At 68.8% G+C, this 21894-nt stretch carries 15 protein-coding genes; 6 read left to right on the top strand and 9 right to left on the bottom strand.

All coding sequences use genetic code 11. From position 1 onward, the window contains the following. The 4 genes from BZG35_RS06330 to BZG35_RS06315 all read right to left on the bottom strand — a co-directional run bounded on the left by BZG35_RS06330 (nucleotide 1) and on the right by BZG35_RS06315 (nucleotide 6094). Complete coding sequence (locus tag BZG35_RS06330; RefSeq protein WP_077354886.1) at nucleotides 1-1920, bottom strand: tetratricopeptide repeat-containing sulfotransferase family protein; 1920 nt, start codon at nucleotides 1918-1920, stop codon at nucleotides 1-3. After that, complete coding sequence (locus tag BZG35_RS06325) at nucleotides 1917-2546, bottom strand: aspartyl/asparaginyl beta-hydroxylase domain-containing protein (protein WP_077354885.1); 630 nt, start codon at nucleotides 2544-2546, stop codon at nucleotides 1917-1919. The genes BZG35_RS06330 and BZG35_RS06325 overlap by 4 nt, the downstream gene beginning before the upstream one ends. Continuing rightward, on the bottom strand, nucleotides 2543-3181 hold the full coding sequence (locus tag BZG35_RS06320) for a sulfotransferase family 2 domain-containing protein (RefSeq protein ID WP_077354884.1): 639 nt from the start codon (nucleotides 3179-3181) through the stop codon (nucleotides 2543-2545). The genes BZG35_RS06325 and BZG35_RS06320 overlap by 4 nt, the downstream gene beginning before the upstream one ends. 72 nt (nucleotides 3182-3253) lie before the next feature. Continuing rightward, a complete protein-coding gene (locus BZG35_RS06315; protein ID WP_077354883.1) occupies nucleotides 3254-6094 on the bottom strand; it encodes a TonB-dependent receptor in 2841 nt (946 codons plus the stop codon). 335 nt (nucleotides 6095-6429) lie between these two features. On the opposite strand from BZG35_RS06315, the gene BZG35_RS06310 reads away from it, so the two are divergent. Together BZG35_RS06310 and BZG35_RS06305 are read left to right on the top strand one after the other, a co-directional pair. Continuing rightward, nucleotides 6430-7266: a DeoR/GlpR family DNA-binding transcription regulator gene (locus BZG35_RS06310; protein ID WP_077354882.1), complete on the top strand. Its 837-nt coding sequence runs from the start codon at nucleotides 6430-6432 to the stop codon at nucleotides 7264-7266. Between the two features lie 53 nt (nucleotides 7267-7319). Continuing rightward, nucleotides 7320-9419, top strand: a complete 2100-nt coding sequence (locus tag BZG35_RS06305; RefSeq protein WP_077354881.1) for a phosphocholine-specific phospholipase C — start codon at nucleotides 7320-7322, stop codon at nucleotides 9417-9419. A gap of 18 nt (nucleotides 9420-9437) precedes the next feature. On the opposite strand, the gene BZG35_RS06300 is transcribed toward BZG35_RS06305, so the two are convergent. After that, entirely contained in the window at nucleotides 9438-10175 is a 738-nt protein-coding gene (locus BZG35_RS06300; RefSeq protein ID WP_077354880.1) for a UTRA domain-containing protein, read from the bottom strand. A gap of 210 nt (nucleotides 10176-10385) precedes the next feature. On the opposite strand from BZG35_RS06300, the gene BZG35_RS06295 reads away from it, so the two are divergent. The 3 genes from BZG35_RS06295 to BZG35_RS06285 all read left to right on the top strand — a co-directional run bounded on the left by BZG35_RS06295 (nucleotide 10386) and on the right by BZG35_RS06285 (nucleotide 14094). Next, nucleotides 10386-12059, top strand: a complete 1674-nt coding sequence (locus tag BZG35_RS06295) for an alkaline phosphatase family protein (protein WP_077354879.1) — start codon at nucleotides 10386-10388, stop codon at nucleotides 12057-12059. A gap of 7 nt (nucleotides 12060-12066) precedes the next feature. After that, nucleotides 12067-12633 carry a phosphonate degradation HD-domain oxygenase gene (locus BZG35_RS06290; protein WP_077354878.1) on the top strand — a complete coding sequence of 189 codons (567 nt, stop codon included), beginning with the start codon at nucleotides 12067-12069 and terminating at the stop codon, nucleotides 12631-12633. 141 nt (nucleotides 12634-12774) lie between these two features. Beyond that, nucleotides 12775-14094, top strand: coding sequence for a DUF5690 family protein (locus BZG35_RS06285; RefSeq protein ID WP_077354877.1), 1320 nt, complete (start codon nucleotides 12775-12777; stop codon nucleotides 14092-14094). Nucleotides 14095-14118: 24 nt separating this feature from the next. Here BZG35_RS06285 and BZG35_RS06280 read toward each other — a convergent pair whose 3' ends face one another. Genes BZG35_RS06280 through manD form a run of 4 tightly spaced genes read right to left on the bottom strand, consistent with a single transcriptional unit; the run spans nucleotide 14119 to nucleotide 19553 of the window. Next, the gene (locus BZG35_RS06280) at nucleotides 14119-15579 is read right to left on the bottom strand and encodes a mannitol dehydrogenase family protein (protein WP_077354876.1); all 1461 of its coding nucleotides are present in this window, start codon (nucleotides 15577-15579) and stop codon (nucleotides 14119-14121) included. Beyond that, nucleotides 15576-16991, bottom strand: a complete 1416-nt coding sequence (gene uxaC, locus BZG35_RS06275) for a glucuronate isomerase (protein WP_077354875.1) — start codon at nucleotides 16989-16991, stop codon at nucleotides 15576-15578. The genes BZG35_RS06280 and uxaC overlap by 4 nt, the downstream gene beginning before the upstream one ends. Further along, the gene (locus BZG35_RS06270; protein WP_077354874.1) at nucleotides 16988-18289 is read right to left on the bottom strand and encodes an MFS transporter; all 1302 of its coding nucleotides are present in this window, start codon (nucleotides 18287-18289) and stop codon (nucleotides 16988-16990) included. Before BZG35_RS06270 ends, uxaC begins: the two co-directional genes overlap by 4 nt. Nucleotides 18290-18344: 55 nt before the next feature. Further along, entirely contained in the window at nucleotides 18345-19553 is a 1209-nt protein-coding gene (manD, locus tag BZG35_RS06265; protein WP_077357881.1) for a D-mannonate dehydratase ManD, read from the bottom strand. Nucleotides 19554-19719: 166 nt separating this feature from the next. Between manD and BZG35_RS06260 the strand changes: the two genes are divergently transcribed. Beyond that, on the top strand, nucleotides 19720-21879 hold the full coding sequence (locus BZG35_RS06260) for an alpha-glucuronidase family glycosyl hydrolase (RefSeq protein ID WP_077354873.1): 2160 nt from the start codon (nucleotides 19720-19722) through the stop codon (nucleotides 21877-21879). Nucleotides 21880-21894: the final 15 nt, after the last annotated feature.

Here is a 21894-nt window from a genome sequence, read left to right as displayed (position 1 = left end):
TCAGGTCCTGTCCGCGATCACGGCGTCGCCCAGCGCGTCGCGCAGCGGTCCCAGCCAGGGTTCATAGTGTCGCCACTGGGTCAGCCCCTCGCGGCCGATCGGGCGGCGCACCTGTTCCGAACTGGGGGTGCGCACGCCCCGGCGGGTCTCGTGGAAGGCCAGGCAGGCGGGTTCGAACGCCAGGCCGCAGTGCGCTAGCAGGCGTCGCACCCCGCCCTCGAGGTCCTCGACCACATCCTCGTACGGCACCCTCAGCACGCGTCCGGGCAGGACCGTGTCCCAGTGCCGCATCAGGTCCAGGTAGGTCCGGTAATGGCGGGCGATGTCCTCGACGCCATAGGTGAAGCCATGGTGGGTCGTGCCGAACAGCTGTTTGAGATTGCTGAAACAACAGGCCATCGGCTCGCGTCGCACATCAAGGATGGTCGCTCTCGGCAGGATCAGATGAATCAGGCCGACGTGCCAGAAATTGTTCGGCATCTTGTCGATGAAGAAGGGTCGTTCCAGGCGGCGATAGGTGCGGGTCTCGTCCAGGAACCGCGCGCCCAGCGCCCGGACCTGTTCGGCGCTCAACCGGCCCAGGGCCTCGGGCTTCAGCGGCAAACCGCAGTCGGGATCGGCCCCGAACAGCTCGGCGGCGTACCGGCCGATCTCGGTCAGCTCCCGCGTGCCCTCCACGGCGGAGTGGGAGGCGAGGATCTGTTCGATCAGGGTCGAGCCCGAGCGCGGCAGGCCCAGGATGAAGACCGGCGCCGGATCCGCCACGCCCCAGCCGGCGCGGTCGGCGAAGAACGCCGGGCTGAACACGGCCTTCAACCGCGCGGCGCAGGTCTTCTCGACCTCGGGGCGGTGGCGGCCCTCCGCGCGGCGCAGGGCGTTGCCGCGTGCGTAGCAGGCCCAGGACCCGGCGTAGTCGCCCTCGTCCTCGAGCGCCTTGCCCAGGGCGAACGCCAGGTAAATCCGATCCAGGGTCTGCAGGTCGGGGCGGGCCTCGGCCACGCGGAGACGGGCGACGTCGTCCTGTGAAAAACGCAGGGTCTTCAGATTGGCCAGGCTGAACCAGGCCACGCCATAGTCGGGACGGGCGGCCAGGGCGGCGCGATAGTCCGCCACGGCCTCGGCCTGTCGCCCCATGATCTTCAGCGCATTGGCCCGCCACATCCGCAACTCGGCGGCCTCGGGCCCGGGAGCCAGGCCGTCCAGAAGCCGCGCGTACAGGTCGATCACCGGCGCGTGGTCGCCCAGGGCGACGCAGGCCGCCGCGAACAGTTTGAGATAGTCCCGGTGGTCCGGATCATGGGCCAGCAACCGCTCGGCCTGATGCCGCGCGGCCAGCGGCGTCTGCCGCTGCAACAGGACCATCCCGAGGTCCAGCCGTGCGGCGTGATAGTCGGGGGCCTGCACCAGGGCCCGCTCCAGCAGGCCCTCGGCCTCTTCCAGCGCCTCGGCCTCCGTGCAAATCCGCGCCAGCAGCCGCAGCGCGCCGACATTGTCGCCGTCCCGGTCCAGATAGTCCCGCAGGACCGCCTCGGCCGGGGCCCGATCGCCGTCGGCCAGCAGGCTGCTGGCGACCACGATCTCCGGCGGCAACTGCCTCAGCCGGGCGAGCTGCCCGCCGGCCCGGGCCGCCTGATCGGCTTCCCCCCGCATTGCATGAATCTGTTCCAGCATGTCCCAGCAGGCCGGAAGGGTGGGGTTGAGCCGCAGCGCCGCCTCCAGGGCCGCGACGGCCGCCGGCGCATCGCCCGCCATCACATGGCAGTGGCCGCGCTCCTGATGCAGCCGACTGAAGCGGGGATGCGTCGCCTCCAGCCGCGCCAGGGTCGCCAGGGCCTCCGGGATCCGCCGCTGCTGGCGCAGACCGCGGGCCGTCTGCAGCAGGGCGTCGCGCGTCGGAGCCTCCGCCTCCGCGACGGTCATCGCGCGGCGCCGCCGCGCAGAAAGGGCTCCAGCCAGGCAGGATCCGGCTGGTCGGCGTCGTAGTATTCGAAGATCAGATGGATGCGGTCGGTTTCGCCTTCGTTTCGGACCCAGTGCGGACCCAGGTTGTCAACCTCGACCGCCTCGCCCTGCGGGAAACGGTGCGCCTGTCCGCCGAAGAAGGAGACGACCCCGGGGTTGGTGGTCAAGGGCAGGTGGATCTTGTGCGGCCATTTTGCGGCGGGATTGGCGTCGACGTGGGGGTGGATCACCCCGCCCGCCGGCATCCGCGCCAGCATGACGCGCGGAAAGACGCCGCGCGAATAACCGTAACTGCGCACGGCTTCGGCCAGCACCGGCTCCAGCAGCGCCCGCCAACGGGCCCAGGCGGGGCGGTCGTGCGACCCCCGCCAGTCGCGCGGGCTGTCGATGAAGCGAAAGACGATGTGGCCCGTCCCGCCCAAGGCCTCGAACTTGTTCGGCTTGTCGGCGTTCTCCGCCGCCCAGACCGGCTCGGGGATGGCCAGGACGGCCTGACGCAGGGCGGCGATGTCGACCGGCCCCAGCGGACGGACGCCGGTGGTCTTGCGCGGATTGGCGGCGGGCTGAGCGACAGCGGCGGTCATCGTCCCCCCTCGAACGCATAGCCGAACAGCTCGAGATCCAGGGCGTAGCGGGCGGCGACGCCGTCGATCAGGGTCTGGTCGTAGTAGCGCCGGTAGTCGCCGTGCTGGCTGCTGTTGACCCGGTCCAGCGACCGCGAGGCGATGCCGATCCGGGCGCACAGGGAGTCGTAGGATCCCTGCATGTCCTCGACCCGCCCGACGGCATCGGTCAGCAGGGCCTTCCCGTCCTCGTCCACCAGCAGCGACGCCTGCGGCTGGAACAGGACATGCTGTTCCGGGGGCTCGATGAACAGGAAATGCCGCATCACGGCCTGCGGCCGCTGCGTGAAGTCATCGCCGCCGCGCAGCATGAAGGCGCAGTACGACACGAACCGGTCGAACGGATTGCGGACGAAGGCGAACTTGAAATAGGCGGCGAAGGCCGCCTCGCCGAGATGGGGCCGCACCTGGCGCAGCGGCAGGTGCCCGTGCCGGACGGTCGCCAGATCCGCCCAGGGGAACCGTTTGTCGACGAACAGGCCGACCTGTTCGAGGTCCTCGTCGCCCATCTGTTCGCGCAGCGCCTGGCGCACCGCGTGAGTGCCCGTCTTGGGCACGGCCGCGAAGATAAAGCGGTGGCGGTGGGAGACGATCATGGATCCGCATACAGAAAATGGGCGTCCCTCCGCGTGGCGAGGAGGGACGCCCAGTCTAGGCCGGCGTTCGTGTCAGAACGTGTAGCTGAGCCCGGCCATATAGGTCGTTCCGCTTTGGTTCTGGTTGTAGAGATACTGGCTCTCGCCCCAGAACTGCGTGTCCTTCTCATTGGTCAGGTTGACCGCGTCGAAGGTCAGTTGCAGCCCCTCGGCGAGATTGATGAAGGCCGCGGCGTCGACATAGGTCGAGGCCTCGAAGCCGCGCGTGCCGGCGTTCATCGGGTCGTCGTTGTAGCCGCTGAACCAGGTGTCGCGATGGCTCATGGAGGCCCGGGCACCCCAGCGGGTCGTCTCATAGTAGACCGTGGCGTTGTAGCTTTCCGGCGAGAAGCCGGTCAGGGCCTCATCGGCCTCCACCTTGGTGTAGTTGGCCGTCACGCCGAAGCCGTCGAAGGGCGCCGGCAGGAAGGTCAGCTGGGCCTGCATCGTCAGCTCCAGCCCCGTCAGGGTGTTCGAGCCCTCCCGATTGATGGGCATGCTGAACTCGTCGACGATCGTGCCCGCTGTCGCGCCGGGAATGGTGCTGAACGGGACGCCCGTCTCGCTGAAGGGCACGTTCTCCAGGTTCACGGAGTCGATGTAGTTGGTGATGTCCTTCTGGAAGACGCTGAGCGCGAACAGGCCGACGTCGCCGAAATAATATTCCAGACCCAGGTCATAGGCGTTGACCTTGTAGGGCTCCAGATTCGGGTTGCCGCGCGAGGCGGTGATCTCGCAGTCGTTGACGAAGCCGCCCGGCAGAGGGGCACCGTCCGGCAGGCTGGGATCGCAGTGGTCGCCCGACGCAAAGGCGCTGCCCTCGGCCGCCATCGAGCCCAGGCCCGGACGGTTCAGGTTCTGGGTGGCCGAGAAGCGGAGCAGGACGTCGTCGGCGATGTCGAGCACCGTGTTCAGCGCCGGGAGCACACCCTCATAGCCGCCCTCCACGTCGGACGTGCCCAGGTAGGCGTAGCTGTCGCCCTGGATCCAGCCGACGCTGCGGGTGTCCGTCGAGTAGCCGCGCAGGCCGATGTTGCCGCGGAAGCGCTTGCCCATCACTTCGCTGTCCCAGTCCGCCTGGACGAAGCCGGAGACCGTCTCTTCGGTGGTCTCGAAGACGTTCTCGATGTCCTGCAACGCGCCGCCGGTGCCGTCCTTGTTCGGACCGAAGCGGTGGTATTCGTTGTATTTGGCGAAGGCGCGGTCGTAGTTGCCGACCAGCCAGGAGCCGAACTCGTTGGTGTAGACGTCGGCGATGTCGGCGACCGACGTGCCGCGCGTCTTGGTGCGCGTGCCGTTGACGTTGTCGTCGTAGAAGGTGTCGCGGCCGTCTTGACGGAACTTGTGGTAGGCGACGCCGGCGCTGAGGGTCCAGGTGTCGTTCAGCAGGAACCGCCCGTTCAGCTCGCCCTCGTGCAGTTCCGATTCATTGTGGAAGCCGCGGTAGTAGAACGAGTCCATCGCGTAGTTGGCCGGGTTGGTGGCGTCGAAGCCCGGATATTCGAACGTGGCGGAGCGGCCGTCGGCGCCGTAGTTGGCGATCAGATTGCCCTTGGCGCGCATGTACAGCTTGTCGTCGTACGGCGTCTCATAGGTCGACTTTTCGTAGCCGACATGACCGTCCAGCGTCAGGCGATCGCTGAGGTCCCATTTGCCCGTCAGAACGATCTGATTGAACTCGTTTTCGTTGCGCGACCGGCGATGTTCACTGCCGAAGGTCGTGCCGGTCACGTCCGTCATGGTGACGTAGTTGTTGGCGTCCCAGGCGATGTCGTTGACGATCGACGCCGTCCGAAAGACGGACGGCCAGGTCGCGTTCGCGGCCGTGTCGAAGGCCACCGAACCGGTGGAGTTCAACGGACGCGTGGCCAGATGCAGCTCGTTGCGTTCGGTGGTGAACTCCCCGTGCAGCACGTCGAGGGTCAGTTCCATGGTCGACGTCGGACGCCACTGAACCGCGGCGGTCAGGCCGAGCCGCTCCTGTTCGGCATTCCAGGAAGAGATCCGATTGCCGTCGGCGAAATACAGGTCCCCGGACACAAACTTGGCTTGTTCTGCCGCGCTCAGGCGCGAGATGTTCAGACCGCGCGTGACCAGAGACTGCAGGGTCGCCGCATTGGGCCGTGCGAAGTTGTAGGTGTTGTGGCCCTGTTCCGTGGTCTCACGGTGGCTGTAGGCCGCCGACAGGGAGACGCCGAAGACATTGTCCCAGTTCTGGCTGATCAGGGCGGCGACGCGCGGCTGGGCGTCGTCGGTATATTCGTTGGTGCCCACCTTGGTCGTGACAGCCCCCCGGAAGCCCGGTTCAGCGTCGAACGGGCGGCCGGTGAACAGGCCGACCGTGCCGGCCATCCCGCCTTCCTTCTGCGACGCCTGGAAGGTCTTCTCGACCTCGACGCGCGAGAACAGTTCCGAGGCGAAGATGTTGAAATCGAAGGCGCGATCGCGCGAGCGCTGACCGCGGCTGTCCTGGGCCGAGTCGACGTTGCCGAGCACTTCCATGCCGTTCAGCTGCACGCGGCTGAAGTCGGCGCCCAGGCCCCGCAGCGAGATGCGGCGCCCTTCGCCGGCCTCGCGGGTGATCTGTACGCCCGGCAGACGCTGCAGCGACTCGGCGAGGTTCAGGTCGGGGAATTTGGCCATGTCCTCGGCGACGATCGCATCGACGGCGATGACCGAGTCCTGTTTGATGTCGCGGGCATCGCCCAGCGAGCGGCGGAACCCGGTGACCACAACCTCATCGAGGTCGGTCACGGGCGCGTCCTGGGCCGATGCGGCCGTAACGCCGCCACCGGCGACCATGACCGAGACCGTCGCCAGCAGGATGGGTTTGAGCTTGGGCCGGATGGGCCCGGCGGCGTTAGGCTTCGACATGTGAGTCCCCCGACAGATGGTGCGAATGAGCGGCTCGATCAGCGAGGGGCTGAGGCTTGCCGCCCACACACCACCGAGTGGGGAAGCCTTAGGTTTGGGCCATGGCAGGCGTGTGACAGTTTGAGGCGTTTATGTTGAAATGTGTGGGTCTGTGTGGGAATGGGGAGGGGCGTGCTTTTGAGTGACGCCCGCTTCTGCGCTTTGCGATCGCCCTATGAATCGGTGCAGCATGTCCAACCGTATCTTTTATGCGCCCGACGCCGTTCCAGATGGCGTGCGACCAGCATGTTGAACTGTGTGGTTGTGTGTGGGATTTGCGGTTGATAGGAGGGCGAATGAGCATTTCAGATCTCCAAGACCTCAAGCAGCTGAGCCAGGGTGCCCGGCTGGCCGCCATCCTACAGCTGCTCGAAGAGCGGACCTTCTGGCCGGTCTCGGAGCTGGCCGACCGCTTCGAGGTGTCTGAAGAGACGATCCGCCGGGACGCGCGGCAGCTGGAACGGAGCGGCGTGGTCCAGAAGGTCCATGGCGGTCTGTCGGCGACCAACAACAAGATCGAGGCACCCTATCGCCTGCGTCTGCGCGAGAATGCCGAGGCCAAGCAGCGCATCGCCCAGACGGCGGCGACCCTGGTGACCGAGGGCATGACGCTGTTGCTGGACTCGGGCACGACCTGTCACTGGCTGGCGCGAAGCCTGGCCTCGGTGCGCAACCTGACCATCCTGACCAACAGCGTCGAGATCGCCCACGAGGTGCTGGGCAACCCCGGCCATCGCCTGCTGTTGGCCAGCGGGCAGATCAATACGACGCACCACGCCGCCTTCGGTCCGGAGGCCAAGAGCTTCTGCCAGCGGTTCGCGCCCGACCTGACGGTGCTGTCGATGGGGGCCGTCGATGCCGAACGGGGCTTTCTCGACTTCGACCCGGACGAGGCGGCGTTCAAACAGAGCCTGCTGCCCCAGGCGCGACGCGTCGTCGTGCTGGCCGATCATACCAAGTTCGCCAAGTCCGGCTTCATCCAGGTCGCGTCGTTCGCAGACGTGCAGGATCTGGTGACCGACCTGGACCCGCCGCGCAGCGCCGTGGACGCCGCCTCGCAATCGGGCACGAAGGTCCACGTCGCAGAGGCCGCCGTCGCCGTTCGTCCCCGATCGCGTGCCGGTCTGGTCTAGGGCCGGCCTTCGCCAGACTTCGCGTGCGTGACCCCTTCAGGAGCCCGAGACGCATGACGCAGCAGGATCGCCGAAGCTTCATTCGCGCCATGATGGCCAGCGCGGGGGCCGCGGCCGCCTTCACCCCGGCGATCGCCCGGGCGCTCGACATCCCGGCCGATCGCCGGACGGGCACGCTGATGGACGTCGGCCATGTCGTGATCCTGACGCAGGAGAACCGTGCCTTCGATCACTATTTCGGCGCGATGCGCGGAGTCACGGGCTTCGGCGACCGCTTCGCCATCCCGGCCCCGCCCCTGCCCGAGGCCCCGGACCGGACGGTGCTCGTGCAGCCCAACGAGACCCCCGGCGCGTCGCCGGCCCTGATCGCGCCGTTCCGGCTGGACACCGCCGCGGACTTTCGCCTGTACCGGCCGCTGGGCACGCCGCACGGCTTCACCGACAGCCAGGCGGCCTGGGACAACGGCCGGATGGGGGCCTGGCCGCGCTTCAAGCAGAACCAATCCATGGCCCATTTCACCCGCGCGGACCTGCCCTTCCAGTACAGTCTCGCCGAGGCTTTCACGCTGTGCGACGCCTATCACTGCGCCCTGCACCTCAGCACCAATCCCAACCGGCTCTATATCTGGACCGGCACCCACGACCCCCTGGGCCGGGCCAACGGTCCGGCGATCGACAACGGCTACGACAGCCTGGACGCCGACCCCCTGCAGCATGGCGGCTATCTCTGGACGACCTATCCCGAACGGCTGATGGCCGCCGGGATCGGGTTCCAGATCTACCAGGACATGGACGACAACTTCACCGACAACCCCCTGGTCGGCTTCCAGACCTATCGGCGGGCGCACGGGGCCGCTTCCGCCGCGGCCGCCCTGCTGACCCGCCGGACGATGACGACCCGGACGCTCGACGACCTGCGCCAGGATGTGGTCGACGCCCGCCTGCCGGAAGTCTCCTGGATCGTCTCCTCCGCCGCCATGTCCGAGCACCCCAGCGTGTCGACGCCGCTGCAGGGGGCCGACTACACGGCGCGGGTGCTCGACGCCCTGACCGCCAACCCCGAGGTCTGGGCGCGGACCGTGCTGCTGGTCAATTTTGACGAGAACGACGGCCTGTTCGACCACATGCCCCCGCCCGCTCCGCCGGCGCGGTCGGGGGACGGCGGCACGCACGGGGCGACAACGATTCCGGCGGACGACGAATATCACACCCGGTCGCGAACGGCGGCGGATGCAGCCTATCTGGGTCGCCCCTACGGCCTGGGGCCGCGCGTGCCGATGTATGTGATCTCGCCCTGGAGCAAGGGCGGGCATGTCGCCTCGGAGGTGTTCGACCACACCAGCATCCTGCGCTTCCTCGAGGCCCGTTTCGGCGTCCACGAACCGAACATCAGCGCCTGGCGACGCGCGGTGTGCGGTGACCTGACCTCCTGTTTCGACTTCAGCGCGCCGGAGAGCGAGGCCTTCATGGCGGCCCTGCCGCCGACCGAGGCCCTGTCGGTCCGGGCCGCCGCGCTCGAAGAGGTCCACCCCCCGGTGCCCGACCAGGCGGCGGCCCCGGTTCAGGAAACGGGTCAAAGGCCGCGACGCCCGACTCCCTACGCCCTGGACGCCCGGCTGAAGCGCGGCGGGGGCGGAGCCGCCCTGATGCTGGTCAACCGCTCGTCGGAACGCGCCGCGGTCTTTCATGTCTATGACATGAGGCGGCTGGACGAAGGCCCCGCCCGCTATACCGTCGGCGCCGGTCGGGACCTGACCCATCCGCTTTCCGATCAGGACGCGGCCACCGATCTCTTCGTGCTGGGCCCCAACGGCTTTCACCGCCGCCTGACCGGCCGCTGCGACCGGTTCTGCGCCGGGCTCGAGTCCAACCCGGCCGCGCCTGCGCTGTCGATCAAGAACCTGACCGAGTCGGATCTGACGATCGACCTGACCGACCGGGCCTATGGCGTTTCGCCCGCGATCGTTCGGTTGGCCGCCGGGGAGGTGCGACGGCTCGCGCTGGACCTGTCGTCCAGCCACGGCTGGTACGACCGGCAGTTGTCGGCCGAGGGTCAGACCTGGCGCATGGCGGGCCATATCGAGGATGGCAAGCGGTCCTATTCCGATCCCGCCGCGGGCGGCCCCGGCCCCCTGCGGGTGGCCCAGGTCTAGGCGAGGACGGACAGGCGCTCAGGACACCTGGATATCGACGCTGATCCGCACCGCGTCGTGGCGCCAGTATTCCTGGTCGAACTCAACCACCCGCCCCCGGGCATCGAAGCTCGTGCGCTGGACCGCGAGGCCGGGCAGGCCGGACTTCACCCCCAGGGCCTCCGCCTCGTAGCCGGTCAGGGCGCACGGCTGCATCCGCACCTGATTGCGGGCGACGGACAGGCCGTAGTGGCTCTTGAGGATACTGGTCAGTGACTGATCCAGCGGAAAACGCAGCAGGTCCGGGGCCATGGCGGCGTCGACGACGATCCGCTCGACCAGCACAGCCCGCTCATCCACATGGCGCCGCCGGTGGAGGCGGTAGAGCGATGCCCCCACTGGCCGGGCGAAGACTTGGGCCAGCGGCGGGTCGGCGGCGATGGTCTCGACCGAGATGACCTCCGTCGACGGGCGTCGCGCCTGCGCCTCGACATAGGCCATGAACCCCTCCCAGCGGGTCGGGTCATAGACCACCGGCGGGGGCGAGACGTACCAGCCGCTGCGGTCGCGGCGGTAGATGACCCCTTCGGCCTCCAGCTGGAACAACCCCTGGCGGACGGTGCCCCGCGCCATGCCCAGGGCCACCTGAAGATCCCGCTCGGACGGCAGGCGATCCCCGAACCGAAGCTCGCCCCGGGCCATGCGCGCGGCGACGTCGTCGCGCAGGCTCATGTAGTGGGGCCCCTCGGACTTCGAGCCGGGCTCGGGCTTGACCATGCTGCTCCCGATCCTCCGCGTTCCGGCGATCCGACACCTCCGTTGTGCCTACGGCGTCATGCGGTTGCCAGCGGTCTTTCACGAAACCTTCCTACAGCACACAGTTCCAATCTGGTACAGACCAGATTGGCTGTGAGACACGCTGCCGAGCCGCCACCGTCCGAAGCGTCCCCCGCCGTCCGCGCCGCATCCTTTTCGCGAAAGCCCGCCATGACCGTCTCGCTCCGACACCTTGCCCTGGCCGCCGCGCTTGCCGCGACCACGGTGCTCAGCGGCACCCCTGCCGTGGCTCAGACGCGGGACGCCCCGCGCGTCGGACATGTGATCATCATCGGCGTGGACGGGCTGAGCCCCGACGGGGTCATGACCGCCGACACCCCCGTTCTGCGCGAGATGATGCGCACCGGGGCCTGGAGTCTGCATGCGCGCGGCGTCCTGCCCACCACCAGCAGCGCCAACTGGGCCTCGATCCTCAGCGGCGCCGGGCCCGAGCAGCACGGCGTCACCAGCAACGACTGGCGCGTCGGCGAGTTCGGCTTTCCCACCTCGGTGACCGGATCAGGTGGTTTCTTCCCCTCGATCTTCCAGGTCATCACCGACCAACATCCGGACTGGGACGTCGGCTCGATCTATCACTGGGACGGGTTCGGCAATCTGTATGACCACCGCTTCGTCGACTACGACGCCCGCGGCGCCGACGAGGACAAGACCACCGCCCTGGCCGTCGACTACATCAAGGCCGAGACGCCCGAGTTCCTGTTCGTCCATCTGGACCACGTCGACCACGCCGGCCATGAGTTCGGTCACGGCACGCCCGACTACTATGCCTCGGTCAGCAAGGCCGACGCCCTGATCGGGGCGATCCGCCAGGCCGTGGTCGACGCCGGCATCGCCGACGATACGGTGATCCTGGTCACCTCCGACCACGGCGGCGTGGGCAAGGGCCACGGCGGCGAGAGTCTGGCCGAGCTGGAGATTCCATGGATCGCGTCGGGCCAGGGCGTCGCTGCAGGCCAGCAGCTGAACCTGCCGATCAACACCTTCGACACCCCCGCCACCGCCGCCTGGCTGCTGGGGGTCGAGATTCCCTACGCCTGGCTGGGCCGGCCGGTCCGGCCGGTCCTGGCGGGCGAGGCGATGCCGGTCCAGGCCTATCGCACCAGCAGCTTTTACGCCGCCCCGGTGATCGAGCCGGCGGGCGACGGCAATGCGCCTCCCGGTGGCCTGTTCGTCGATGGGCCGGCCCGGATGACCCTGCGCAATCCGAACCCGGTCGGCGAGATCCGCTATACGCTGGACCACACCATCCCCACCTCCCAGTCACCGCTGTACGCCGGCCCGGTCGAGATCACCCGCAGCACCATCGTGCGCGCCACATTGTTCGTCGACGGCCAGCCGGCCAGCGTCCCGGTGAACGGCTATTTCCGTATCCTCGATCGCGCGGGCGCGGAGACGCGCGGCCTGACCCACAGCATCTACCTGCTGCCGGAGTCGCCCGTGCGCCTGCCCGACTTCTCTAGGCTTGAGCCGGTCGCGACCGGCGCCTCCCACGAGTTCACCATCGACGGCCTGACCCTGCCGCGCGAAGACGCCGTGGCCGTGGTCTTCGATGGCCAGATCCGGATCCCGACCGCCGGCGACTACGACTTCTTCCTGGCCTCGGACGACGGCAGCAAGCTGTATGTCGACGGCCAGACCGTGGTGGACAATGACGGCGACCACGGGGTCATCACGGCCACCGGCCGCATCGCCCTGACCGCCGGCCAACACGCCATCCGGGTCGAGTATTTCAACGGCGGCGGCGGCTCCTGGCTGGGGGCCTATTTCCAGGGCCCCGGCATCCCGCGCCAGTTCATCGATCCCAACCTGCTGACCCCCCGCTGAGCCGCCTATGACCAGGCCACAAAACGCCGAGACGGTCGTCGAGACGATCTTCGCCCTGTTCGACCGGTCGGGCGGCGACCACTATGGCGAGGCGGTGACCCAGCGCGAACACGCCCTGCAGACGGCCCACCATGCCCGGGCCGCCGCCGAGCCGGACGCCCTGGTCGCCGCCGCCCTGCTGCACGACATCGGCCACCTGCTGCAGAAGCAGGGGCAGGACGCGGCGGACCGGGGGATCGACGCCGTGCACGAGCGGATTGGGGCGGCCTGGCTGGCGCAGGGCTTCGGCTCGGACGTCACCGAGCCGGTGCGGCTGCACGTCGAGGCCAAACGCTATCTCGCCGCCCGGGAGCCCGGCTATGCCGACGCCCTCAGCCCCGCCTCCCGCCAGAGCCTGGCCCTGCAAGGGGGACCGATGAGCGAGGCCGAAGCCGAGGCCTTCGCGGCGATGCCTCACTTCGAGCCGGCCGTTCGGCTGCGGCGCTACGATGAACTGGCGAAGGTGGAGGGCGTGACCCTGGCCCCCCTGACCGCCTATCGCGATCTCTTGCTGCGCCTGGCCGCGCCCGGCTGATCGTCCGGCTTGGCGCGACCTGAGCTTTGGGGGGCGTCGAAGATCCGGTCAGGCCGTCGCGGATCGCATGCCGAAAGCCCGTCATCCAGCCGTCGTGAGGCTGGTCTAGACCACAGACGTGCAGCTGGAACAGGACGGGTGATGCAACGGCTAAGGCTCTGGCTGGCACGGGCGAACCCCGTCGTCTTCGTCCTGTTCGCGGGCCTCGCGGGCTTCTGCGCCTATTTCTCCATGTACGCCTTCCGCAAGCCGTTCACGGCGGCCACCTTCGACGCCGTGGCTGGGTGGGACTTCGGCCTGGACTACAAGGTGGCCCTGGTGATCGCCCAGGTCGCCGGCTACGCCCTGTCCAAGCTGATCGGGGTCAAGGTTATCGCCGAGATGCGGCCGGAGCGTCGTGCCTTGGCCATCGTGGTGCTGATCGGCCTCTCCTGGCTGGCCCTGATCCTGTTCGCCGTCGTGCCCGCGCCCTGGAACGTCGCCGCCCTGTTCCTGAACGGCCTGCCGCTGGGTCTGATCTGGGGCCTGGTGTTCGGCTTCATGGAGGGACGGCGCACCAGCGAGGTGCTCGGCGCGATCCTGTGCGCCAGCTTCATCCTGTCGTCCGGCGTGGTGAAGTCCATCGGCAAGGCGCTGATGGACGTGGCCAGCGTCAGCCCCTTCTGGATGCCGGCGGCGACGGGCCTGATCTTCATGCCGCTGCTGGCGATCTCGGTGCTGGCGCTGGCCGCCCTGCCCCCGCCCAGCCCGGCCGACGAGGCCGAGCGCGTGGCGCGTCGGCCGATGATGGCCCGGGAGCGCAAGGCCTTCCTGTCCGCCCACTGGCCCGCCCTGATCCTGCTGGTCGCCGCCTATGTCATGCTGACGGCCTTCCGCGACCTGCGCGACAATTTCGCCGCCGAGATCTGGCGCGCCCTCGGCTATGGCGACGCGGCCTCGGTCTTCACCGCCAGCGAGGGCCCGGTGGCGGTCCTGTCCCTGGTCTCGATGGGGGTGCTGATCGCGGTCAAGGACAACGGCCGCGCCCTGTTGATGATGCACGGCGTGATCCTGGCCGGATTCGTCGTCCTGGGCCTGTCCACCCTGGCCTTCCAGCAGCATCTGCTGTCGCCGATCGCCTGGATGATCGCGGGCGGGGCGGGGCTGTATCTGGCCTATACCCCGTTCAACGCCATGCTGTTCGACCGGATGATCGCCTATTCGGGCACGGTCGGGACGGCGGGTTTCCTGATCTATCTCGCCGACGCTTCGGGCTATCTGGGCAGCGTCGTCCTGCTGCTGGTGCGCAATTTCGCGGCCGTGGAGCTGCCGTGGCTGCCGTTCTTCGTCGGGGCCGCCTACGCTACCAGCATCCTGGGAGCCGTTCTGGTGCTCTCGGCCGCCGTCTTGTTCGTTCGGAACTACAAGGGCAGGTCTGTCCGCCCGGCGACGCGGGGCGAGCTCCTCGGCGACCGGCCTTAGCGCCGGACAGGCCGAAGGCTCGGTTCAGCCGATCGCGGTCAGAACGCCCCGGGACTCAATCTGCGCCAGAGCCTGGGTAACGGCGGCCGCGAACCGCATATCGCCGGCCAGGCTCGGCGGGACGACGCCCGAGCGGTCGATCACCGCCTGGACGCGCGCCTCGACCGTGGCGGCCCCCGCCAGACAGTCCCGCAGCCGATCGGCAAGCGGATCATCGACCACGAAGGTCTCACCGGTTTCGGTGACCCCCGCCTGCCAGCGGATCCAGCCCGCCACCGCCAGGGCCAGGGCGTCGATGCCCTGATTGGCGGCCAAGCAGTCGGCCATCGTCGCCAGCAGGCGCTGCGGCAGTTTCTGCGACCCGTCCATCGCGATCTGGCGGGTACGATGCTGCAGGGCTTCGTTGCGAAACCGGGCCATCAGGGCCGCCCGATAGGCGGGAATATCGAGGCCCGGCGGCGGGTTCAGCGTCGTCTGCGCCTCGTCCCACAGCCGCTCGACGAAGGCGGCGAACGCGGTCTCGCCCACGACCCGATGCACGAAGTCATGCCCCGCCAGACCGCCCAGATAGGCGATGGCGGAATGGGCCCCGTTCAGCAGGCGCAGCTTGGCGTCCTCCCACGGGGCGACGGCGCCGGTCAGCTGCACGCCCAGGGCCGCGAAGTCAGGCCGGGGCCCGGCGAACCGGTCCTCGATGACCCACTGGGTGAAGGGCTCGGTCTTGACCATGCCGGCGTCCTCGACGCCCAGCCGCTCAGTCAGGGCCGCGATGTCGTCCGGCGTCGTGGCCGGCACGATGCGATCGACCATGGTGGCGGGGAAGGCCCCCTGCTCCGCGATCCAGGCGGCCAGGTCCGGATCGATCCGTTCCGCCAGACCCAGCACAGCCGCCCGCACCCGCGCGCCGTTGTGCGGAAGGTTGTCGCACGAGATCACCGTGAAGGGGGGCAGGCCCCGGCGACGACGCTCGGCCAGGGCCGCGACCAGGAAGCCCGGGGCGGTACGGGGCCGGGCCGGGTCGGCGATGTCGGCCAGAATGTCCGGATCGGTCTGGATCAGCGCACCGGTCGCGGGATCGAGGCGATAGCCTTTCTCCGTCACCGTCAGGGTGACGAGGTGGACGTCGGCCGAGGCCATGGCGACGACCACGGCACCCGGGTCTTCGGGGGCGACCAGGACGCGCCGGACCGCGCCGATGATGCGCACCGTCTCCGCCGAGCCGTCCCGGACCCGCAGGCTGTACAGGCCGTCCTGAGGCTGCAGCTGATCGCGTACCCCGGGCGAGCGCAGCGAGACTCCCAGCACGCTCCAGCGCCGGTCGCCGCTGCGCAGGGCGTCGTCGAACACCACCGCCTGGTGGGCGCGGTGAAAGGCCCCGATGCCCAGATGGACCACGCCGGTCGTGACCGCCGCGCGATCATAGCCCGGGCGTTCGACCTCGGCCGGCAGGCCGGCCAGGGTGGCGTCGGACAGGCGCGGGCTCACAGACGGTAGGCCGCCTTGACCAGGTCGTAGGTCAGGGCGCGGGCCAGGTCGTGCGCCTCGTCCTCCTCCAGCCGGTGCTCGACCACCAGTTTCGCCAGATGGCCGCAATCCATGCGCCGGGCCACGTCGTGGCGGGCCGGGATGGACAGGAAGGCGCGGGTGTCGTCGTTGAAGCCGACGGTGTTGTAGAAGCCCGCCGTCTCGGTCGCCTGTTCGCGGAACCGGCGCATACCCTCCGGACTGTCGTGGAACCACCAGGGCGGACCCAGTTTCAGCGCCGGATAGTGGCCGGCCAGCGGGGCCAGTTCGCGGCTGTAGGCGGTCTCGTCCAGGGTGAAGAGGATGATGGTCAGACCGGGCTCGGAGCCGAACCGGTCCAGCAGGGGCTTCAGCGCCGTGACATAGTCGGTGCGGGTCGGGATGTCGGCCCCCTTGTCGCGGCCGAAACGCTCGAACACCGGGCCATTGTGATTGCGGAAGCTGCCGGGGTGGATCTGCATCACCAGACCGTCGTCCAGGCTCATCCGCGCCATCTCGGTCAGCATCTGGCCGCGGAACAGCTCCGCCTCGGCGGGCGAGACCGGGCCGGTCGCCACCTTCGCGTACAGGGCCGCCGCCTCCGCCTCGGGCAGGTCGGCGGTGAAGGCGGTGGGATGGCCGTGGTCTGTCGAGGTGGCACCGTGATCAGCGAAGAAGGCGCGCCGCCGCCGGTGCGCCGCCAGATAGCCGTCCCAGCGGCTGATGTCCTCGCCGGTCAGGGCCCCGAACCGCACCAGATTGTCGTGGAAGCCCTCGAAATCCGGGTCCAGCACCGGGTCGGGCCTATAGGCGGTGATGACCCGGCCGGACCAGCCCGAGGCCTGGATCGCGGCATGGTGCTCCAGCGGGTCCAACGGGCTCTCGGTCGTGGCGATCAGCTCGATATTGTAGCGCTCGAACAGGGCGCGCGGCCTGAAGGCCTCGGTCTTCAGGGCCGCGTCGATGACGTCGTAATAGTGGTCCGCCGTCTCGGCCGACAGGCGGACCTCGAGCCCGAAGGCCTCGGCATAGACCCAGTCGTGCCACTGGCGCGACGGCGTGCCCCGGAACAGATGATAGCGCTCGGCGAAGCGCCGCCAGATGGCCCGGGGATCGGTCTCGACCGGCCCCCCATCGGCCCGGGGTACGCCCAGGTCCTCCATCGCCACGCCCTGGCTGAACAGCATGCGGAAGACATAGTGGTCGGGCGTGATCAGCAGCGCGGCCGGATCGGTCCAGTTCTGGTTCAGGGCGAACCAGGACGGATCGGTGTGGCCGTGCGGGCTGACGATCGGCAGGCCGGCGACCTCGGCATGCAGGCGGCGCGCCACGGCCCGGGTCTCCGGATCGGCCGGAAACAGACGGTCGGGATGCAGGCGCAGCGGCTGGGTCATGACGGCTCGGCGGGCAGGACCACCGGCGCCAGGCGCGGCGTCAGCAGGTGGATGACGAGAAGCGCCATCAGATACGCCCCGCCCGCGAACAAGAGAAGGGGCACATAGCTGCCCGTCGTCTCCAGGGTCCAACCGGCGAAGGTGGCGATGAACATGCCGCCGACCGCGCCCCCCGCCGCCCCGAACCCGACCACCGTCGCCACCGCGCGCTTGGGAAACACGTCCGAGACCAGGGTGTAGAGATTGGCCGACCAGCCCTGGTGCGCCGCCGCCGCCAGGCCGATGATCCCGACCGCGACCAGCAGATTGTCGGCGAAGACGGCGATCGATATCGGCGTCACGGCCAGGGCGCAGATCAGCATGGTCATCTTGCGTCCGGCATTGACCGACCAGCCGCGCTTGATCAGGTGCGACGACAGCCAGCCGCCGCCGATCGAGCCGACGTCCGCCAGCAGATAGACCGCCACCAGCGGCGGGCCGAAGGTCTTGATGTTCAGACCATAGGTCTTGGCGAAGAAGTCCGGCAGCCAGAACAGGAACAGCCACCAGACCGGATCGGTCAGGAACTTGCCCAGCAGGAAGGCCCAGGTCTCGCGCCGGAAGGCGATGGTCGACCAGCCGACCTTGCCCGGCGGATCGACCGGGTCGCTCTCGATATGGGCCAGCTCGGCCGGCGACACCCTGGGGTGGTCCTGGGGCCGGCGATAGATCAGCAGCCACAGCGCCAGCCAGACGAAGCCCGTCAGCCCTGTCAGGATGAAGGCCCACTCCCAGCCCAGGGTCAGGACGATCAGGGGCACGAGGATGGGCGTCACAAGCGCCCCGACATTGGAGCCGGCGTTGAAGATACCGGTCGCCAGGGCCCGTTCCTTCTTGGGGAACCACTCCGAGACCGCCTTGACCGAGGCGGGGAAACCCCCGGCTTCGCCGAGGCCCAGGGCGAACCGCACCACGGCGAACTGGATGGCGGACCGGGCCCCGGCATGGGCCATGGCCGCCAGACTCCAGATCACCACCGCGATCGCCAGGCCCCAGCGGGTGCCGATCACGTCGAGGAACCGCCCGAAGGCCAGCAGGCCGATCGCATAGGCGGCCTGGAAGGCGACGACGATGTTGGCGTAGTCGATCTCGCTCCAGCCCAGTTCGGTCTCGAGCACCGGCTTGAGCACCCCCAGGACCTGGCGATCCACATAGTTGATGGTGATGGCGAAGAAGAGCAGGCCGCAGATCAGCCAGCGGTAACGGCCGATCCGGCCGGTCGCCCCGGCCGTGGCACCGTCGGTAGATGCGTCGGTCATCGTCCCTCCTTCGTTTCCCTAACCGGGCGCGCGTCTGGCGGCGCGCCTCGGTCGATCACCAGCTGTGCATGGAGCCGTCTTCAAGGCGGTTCACCGGCAGATAGGCCGGGCGGTACGGATGTTCGGCGGCCAGGGCCTCGTCGATGTCGACGCCCAGACCGGGGGCCTCGCCCGGGTGCAGGGCCCCGTCGGCGAAGCTGTAGGCATGAGGGAAGACCGCGTCGGTCTCGGCCGTGTGGCGCATGTATTCCTGGATGCCGAAGTTCGGGACCGACAGGTCGAAATGCAGGGCCGCGGCCATCGACACCGGCGACAGGTCCGTCGCCCCGTGACAGCCGGTCCGGACACCATACAGGTCGGCCAGGGCCGCGATCCGGCGCAGGTGGGTGATGCCGCCGGCATGGACCACGGTCGCCCGGATATAGTCGATCAGCTGTTCCTCGATCAGCTGTTTGCAGTCCCAGATGGTGTTGAATATCTCGCCCACGGCGATGGGCGTGGTGGTGTGCTGGCGAATCTGGCGGAAGGCGGCCTGGTTCTCGGCCGGGGTCGGATCCTCCAGCCAGAACGGGCGATAGGGCTCTAGGTCCTTGCCCAGCCGCCCGGCCTCCATCGGCGTCAGGCGGTGGTGGATATCGTGCAACAGGTGGACGTCCCACCCCAGGGTCTCGCGCGCCGCCTCGAAAAGGGGCGCGACCGAGCGGAGGTACTTTTCGCTGGACCACAGGTTCTCGGTCGGCAGGGCGGCGTCGGCGGGCTCGTAATAGCCGAAGGTCTTGGACACGCCGTAGGTCGAGGCCAGGCCGGGCACGCCGGACTGCAGGCGGATGGCCCTATAGCCCAGGTCGGCATAGCGCTTCGCCTCCGCCACCGTCTCCTCGACCGTCACGCCGTTGGCGTGGCCATAGACCATGACGTTCTCGCGGCAGGCTCCGCCCAGCAGCTGGTACAGGGGCAGGCCGGCCGCCTTGGCCTTCAGGTCCCACAGGGCCATGTCGACGGCGGCGATGGCCGACATCGTCACCGGCCCGCGCCGCCAGTAGGCCCCCTTGTACAGGTACTGCCAGGTATCCTCGACGCGGTGGGCGTCGCGTCCGATCAGCAGGGGCACGATATGGTCGACCAGATAGCTGGCGACCGACAATTCGCGGCCGTTCAGGGTGGCGTCCCCTACGCCGGTCAGACCGCCCCGGGTTTCGAGCTTCAGGGTGACGAAGTTGCGTCCGGGGCAGGTCGTGATGACCCGCGCGGCGGTGATGGTCAGGTCCGACACCCGATGCTCCCCAAAAGCGGCGGTAGACCCGCCGTCCGGCCTCTGGACAACCGCCCGGGCCCTGTCATGATAGCGCTACCAGAAACCGTTCGCCGGGCGATGTCAACTCGTCCGCGCAAGCGTGGATAGAGCCCGGATACGGGCCGTGGGAGGACCGATGACGACGCGTCTCAACGCCTGGATTCTGCTGGCCGTCCTGGCCATGGCCGTCTGGCTCACGCCCCCGTCGGCGCGGGCCGAAGACGGCTATGACCTATGGCTGCGCTACCGGCCCCTGGCCGAGCCCGCCGCCCGCGCGGCCACGCCCCTCGCCGCTCGCATCGTCGTCGAGGGCGACGGCGAGACCCTGCGTCTGGCCCGGGCCGAGCTTTCGCGGGGTATCGCCGGCCTGCTGGAGCGGACGCCCGAACTGTCGTCCGACCTCGCCGACGGGGCCCTGGTCCTCGGGCCAGCGAGCGCCCCTCGCATTGCCGCCTTGGACCTGCCGGTCGCCGACCTCGGTCCAGAAGGCTATCTGATCCGCAGCGCCCGGATCGACGGTCGCGCCGTCACCGTCATCACCGCCAACAGCGAGGTCGGGGTGCTGTACGGCAGCTTCGAATGGCTGCGGCGGCTGCAGCTGGGCGAGCCCCTGACCGAGCTCGACGTGCGCGCGGCGCCCAAGGTCAAGCTGCGGGTGCTGAACCACTGGGACAATCTGGATCGGACGGTCGAGCGCGGCTATTCGGGCCAGTCGATCTGGGACTGGCACACCCTGCCCGGCTATACCCAGACTCGCTACGTCGACTACGCCCGCGCCAACGCCTCGCTGGGCATCAACGGAACGGTGCTGAACAACGTCAACACCAACGCCCTCAGCCTGACCGCCCCCTATATCGAGAAGGCCGCGGCCCTGGCCGATGTGTTCCGGCCCTATGGCATCAAGGTCTATCTGTCGGCCCGGTTCAGCGCCCCGATCGAGATCGGCGGCCTGCCGACCGCCGACCCGCTGGACCCCGCCGTGGCCGCCTGGTGGAAGGCCAAGACCGACGAGATCTACGCCGCCATCCCCGATTTCGGCGGCTTCCTCGTCAAGGCCAATTCCGAGGGTCAGCCGGGGCCGCAGGACTACGACCGCACCCACGCCGACGGGGCCAACATGCTGGCCGACGCCGTCGCGCCGCACGGCGGCGTCGTGATGTGGCGGGCCTTCGTCTATTCGGCCGAGGACACCACGGACCGCGCCAAACAGGCCTATGCCGAGTTCGTCCCGCTGGACGGCCGCTTCCGCGACAACGTCATCGTCCAGGTCAAGAACGGGGCCATCGACTTCCAGCCGCGCGAACCCTTCCATCCGCTGTTCGGGGCGATGCCCGAAACGCCCCTGATGATGGAGTTCCAGATCACCAAGGAGTACCTCGGCTTCGCCACCCATCTGGCCTACCTCGGCACGATGTATGAGGAGACGCTGCAGTCGGACACGCACCGGCCGACGGCGGGCACCTCGGTGGCGCGGATCGTGGACGGAACAGCCGAGAACCATACCCTGACCGGCATGGCCGGGGTGGCCAACATCGGCACGGACCGCAACTGGTCGGGCAGCCATTTCGACCAGGCCAACTGGTATGTCTTGGGCCGCATGGCCTGGGATCCGGACACCCGCGCCGAGCCCGTCGCCCGCGACTGGGCGCGCCGGACCTTCACCCCCGATCCGCGCTTCGTCGAGCCTGTGGTGGCGATGATGATGGGCTCGCGCGAGGCGGTGGTGGACTATATGACGCCCCTGGGGCTGCATCACCAGATGGCCACCGGCCACCACTACGGCCCTGGCCCCTGGGTCGCCGACCTGGACCGGCCCGAGTGGAACCCGGCCTATTACAACAAGGCCGACGCGGCCGGGATCGGCTTCGACCGCACCGCCAGCGGCAGCGACGCGATCGCGCAGTACGCCCCCGCCGTCGCGGCGCGATATGGCGACCTCGAGACCGTCGATGAGCGCGATCTGCTGTGGTTCCATCACGTCGGCTGGGACCATCGCATGGCCTCGGGACGGCCGCTGTGGGACGAACTGGTCCTGACCTACGATCGCGGCGTGGCGAAGGTGGGTGACATGCGCCGGAGCTGGGCGACGCTGGTCCCCTATGTTGACTCCCGCCGATTCGACGAGGTCTCCCAGTTCCTGGCCATTCAGGAGCAGGAGGCGAAGTGGTGGCGCGACGCCAGCGTGGCCTATTTCCGCACCTTCGCCGACCGGCCCCTGCCCGCCGGGGCGGCGGAGCCGGAGCACGACCTCGACTACTACAAGGCCCTGTCCTTCCCCTTCGCCCCCGGCAACTGAGGTCGGGTCGCGCCG

This window comes from Brevundimonas sp. LM2 (genome assembly GCF_002002865.1).
Classification (GTDB): domain Bacteria; phylum Pseudomonadota; class Alphaproteobacteria; order Caulobacterales; family Caulobacteraceae; genus Brevundimonas.
Note: the sequence above shows the minus strand (reverse complement) of the source record. Positions and strands in the feature narration are given on the sequence as shown.

Excerpts from the sequence above, each read along its gene's own strand:
- BZG35_RS06270 (WP_077354874.1), bottom strand. The coding sequence starts at position 18,289 with ATGACCGACGCATCTACCGACGGTGCCACGGCCGGGGCGACCGGCCGG.
- BZG35_RS06305 (WP_077354881.1), top strand. The coding sequence starts at position 7,320 with ATGACGCAGCAGGATCGCCGAAGCTTCATTCGCGCCATGATGGCCAGC.
- BZG35_RS06330 (WP_077354886.1), bottom strand. The coding sequence starts at position 1,920 with ATGACCGTCGCGGAGGCGGAGGCTCCGACGCGCGACGCCCTGCTGCAG.
- BZG35_RS06285 (WP_077354877.1), top strand. The coding sequence starts at position 12,775 with ATGCAACGGCTAAGGCTCTGGCTGGCACGGGCGAACCCCGTCGTCTTC.
- BZG35_RS06315 (WP_077354883.1), bottom strand. The coding sequence starts at position 6,094 with ATGTCGAAGCCTAACGCCGCCGGGCCCATCCGGCCCAAGCTCAAACCC.
- BZG35_RS06260 (WP_077354873.1), top strand. The coding sequence starts at position 19,720 with ATGACGACGCGTCTCAACGCCTGGATTCTGCTGGCCGTCCTGGCCATG.
- BZG35_RS06295 (WP_077354879.1), top strand. The coding sequence starts at position 10,386 with ATGACCGTCTCGCTCCGACACCTTGCCCTGGCCGCCGCGCTTGCCGCG.
- BZG35_RS06290 (WP_077354878.1), top strand. The coding sequence starts at position 12,067 with ATGACCAGGCCACAAAACGCCGAGACGGTCGTCGAGACGATCTTCGCC.
- BZG35_RS06300 (WP_077354880.1), bottom strand. The coding sequence starts at position 10,175 with ATGGTCAAGCCCGAGCCCGGCTCGAAGTCCGAGGGGCCCCACTACATG.
- BZG35_RS06310 (WP_077354882.1), top strand. The coding sequence starts at position 6,430 with ATGAGCATTTCAGATCTCCAAGACCTCAAGCAGCTGAGCCAGGGTGCC.
- BZG35_RS06320 (WP_077354884.1), bottom strand. The coding sequence starts at position 3,181 with ATGATCGTCTCCCACCGCCACCGCTTTATCTTCGCGGCCGTGCCCAAG.
- uxaC (WP_077354875.1), bottom strand. The coding sequence starts at position 16,991 with ATGACCCAGCCGCTGCGCCTGCATCCCGACCGTCTGTTTCCGGCCGAT.
- BZG35_RS06325 (WP_077354885.1), bottom strand. The coding sequence starts at position 2,546 with ATGACCGCCGCTGTCGCTCAGCCCGCCGCCAATCCGCGCAAGACCACC.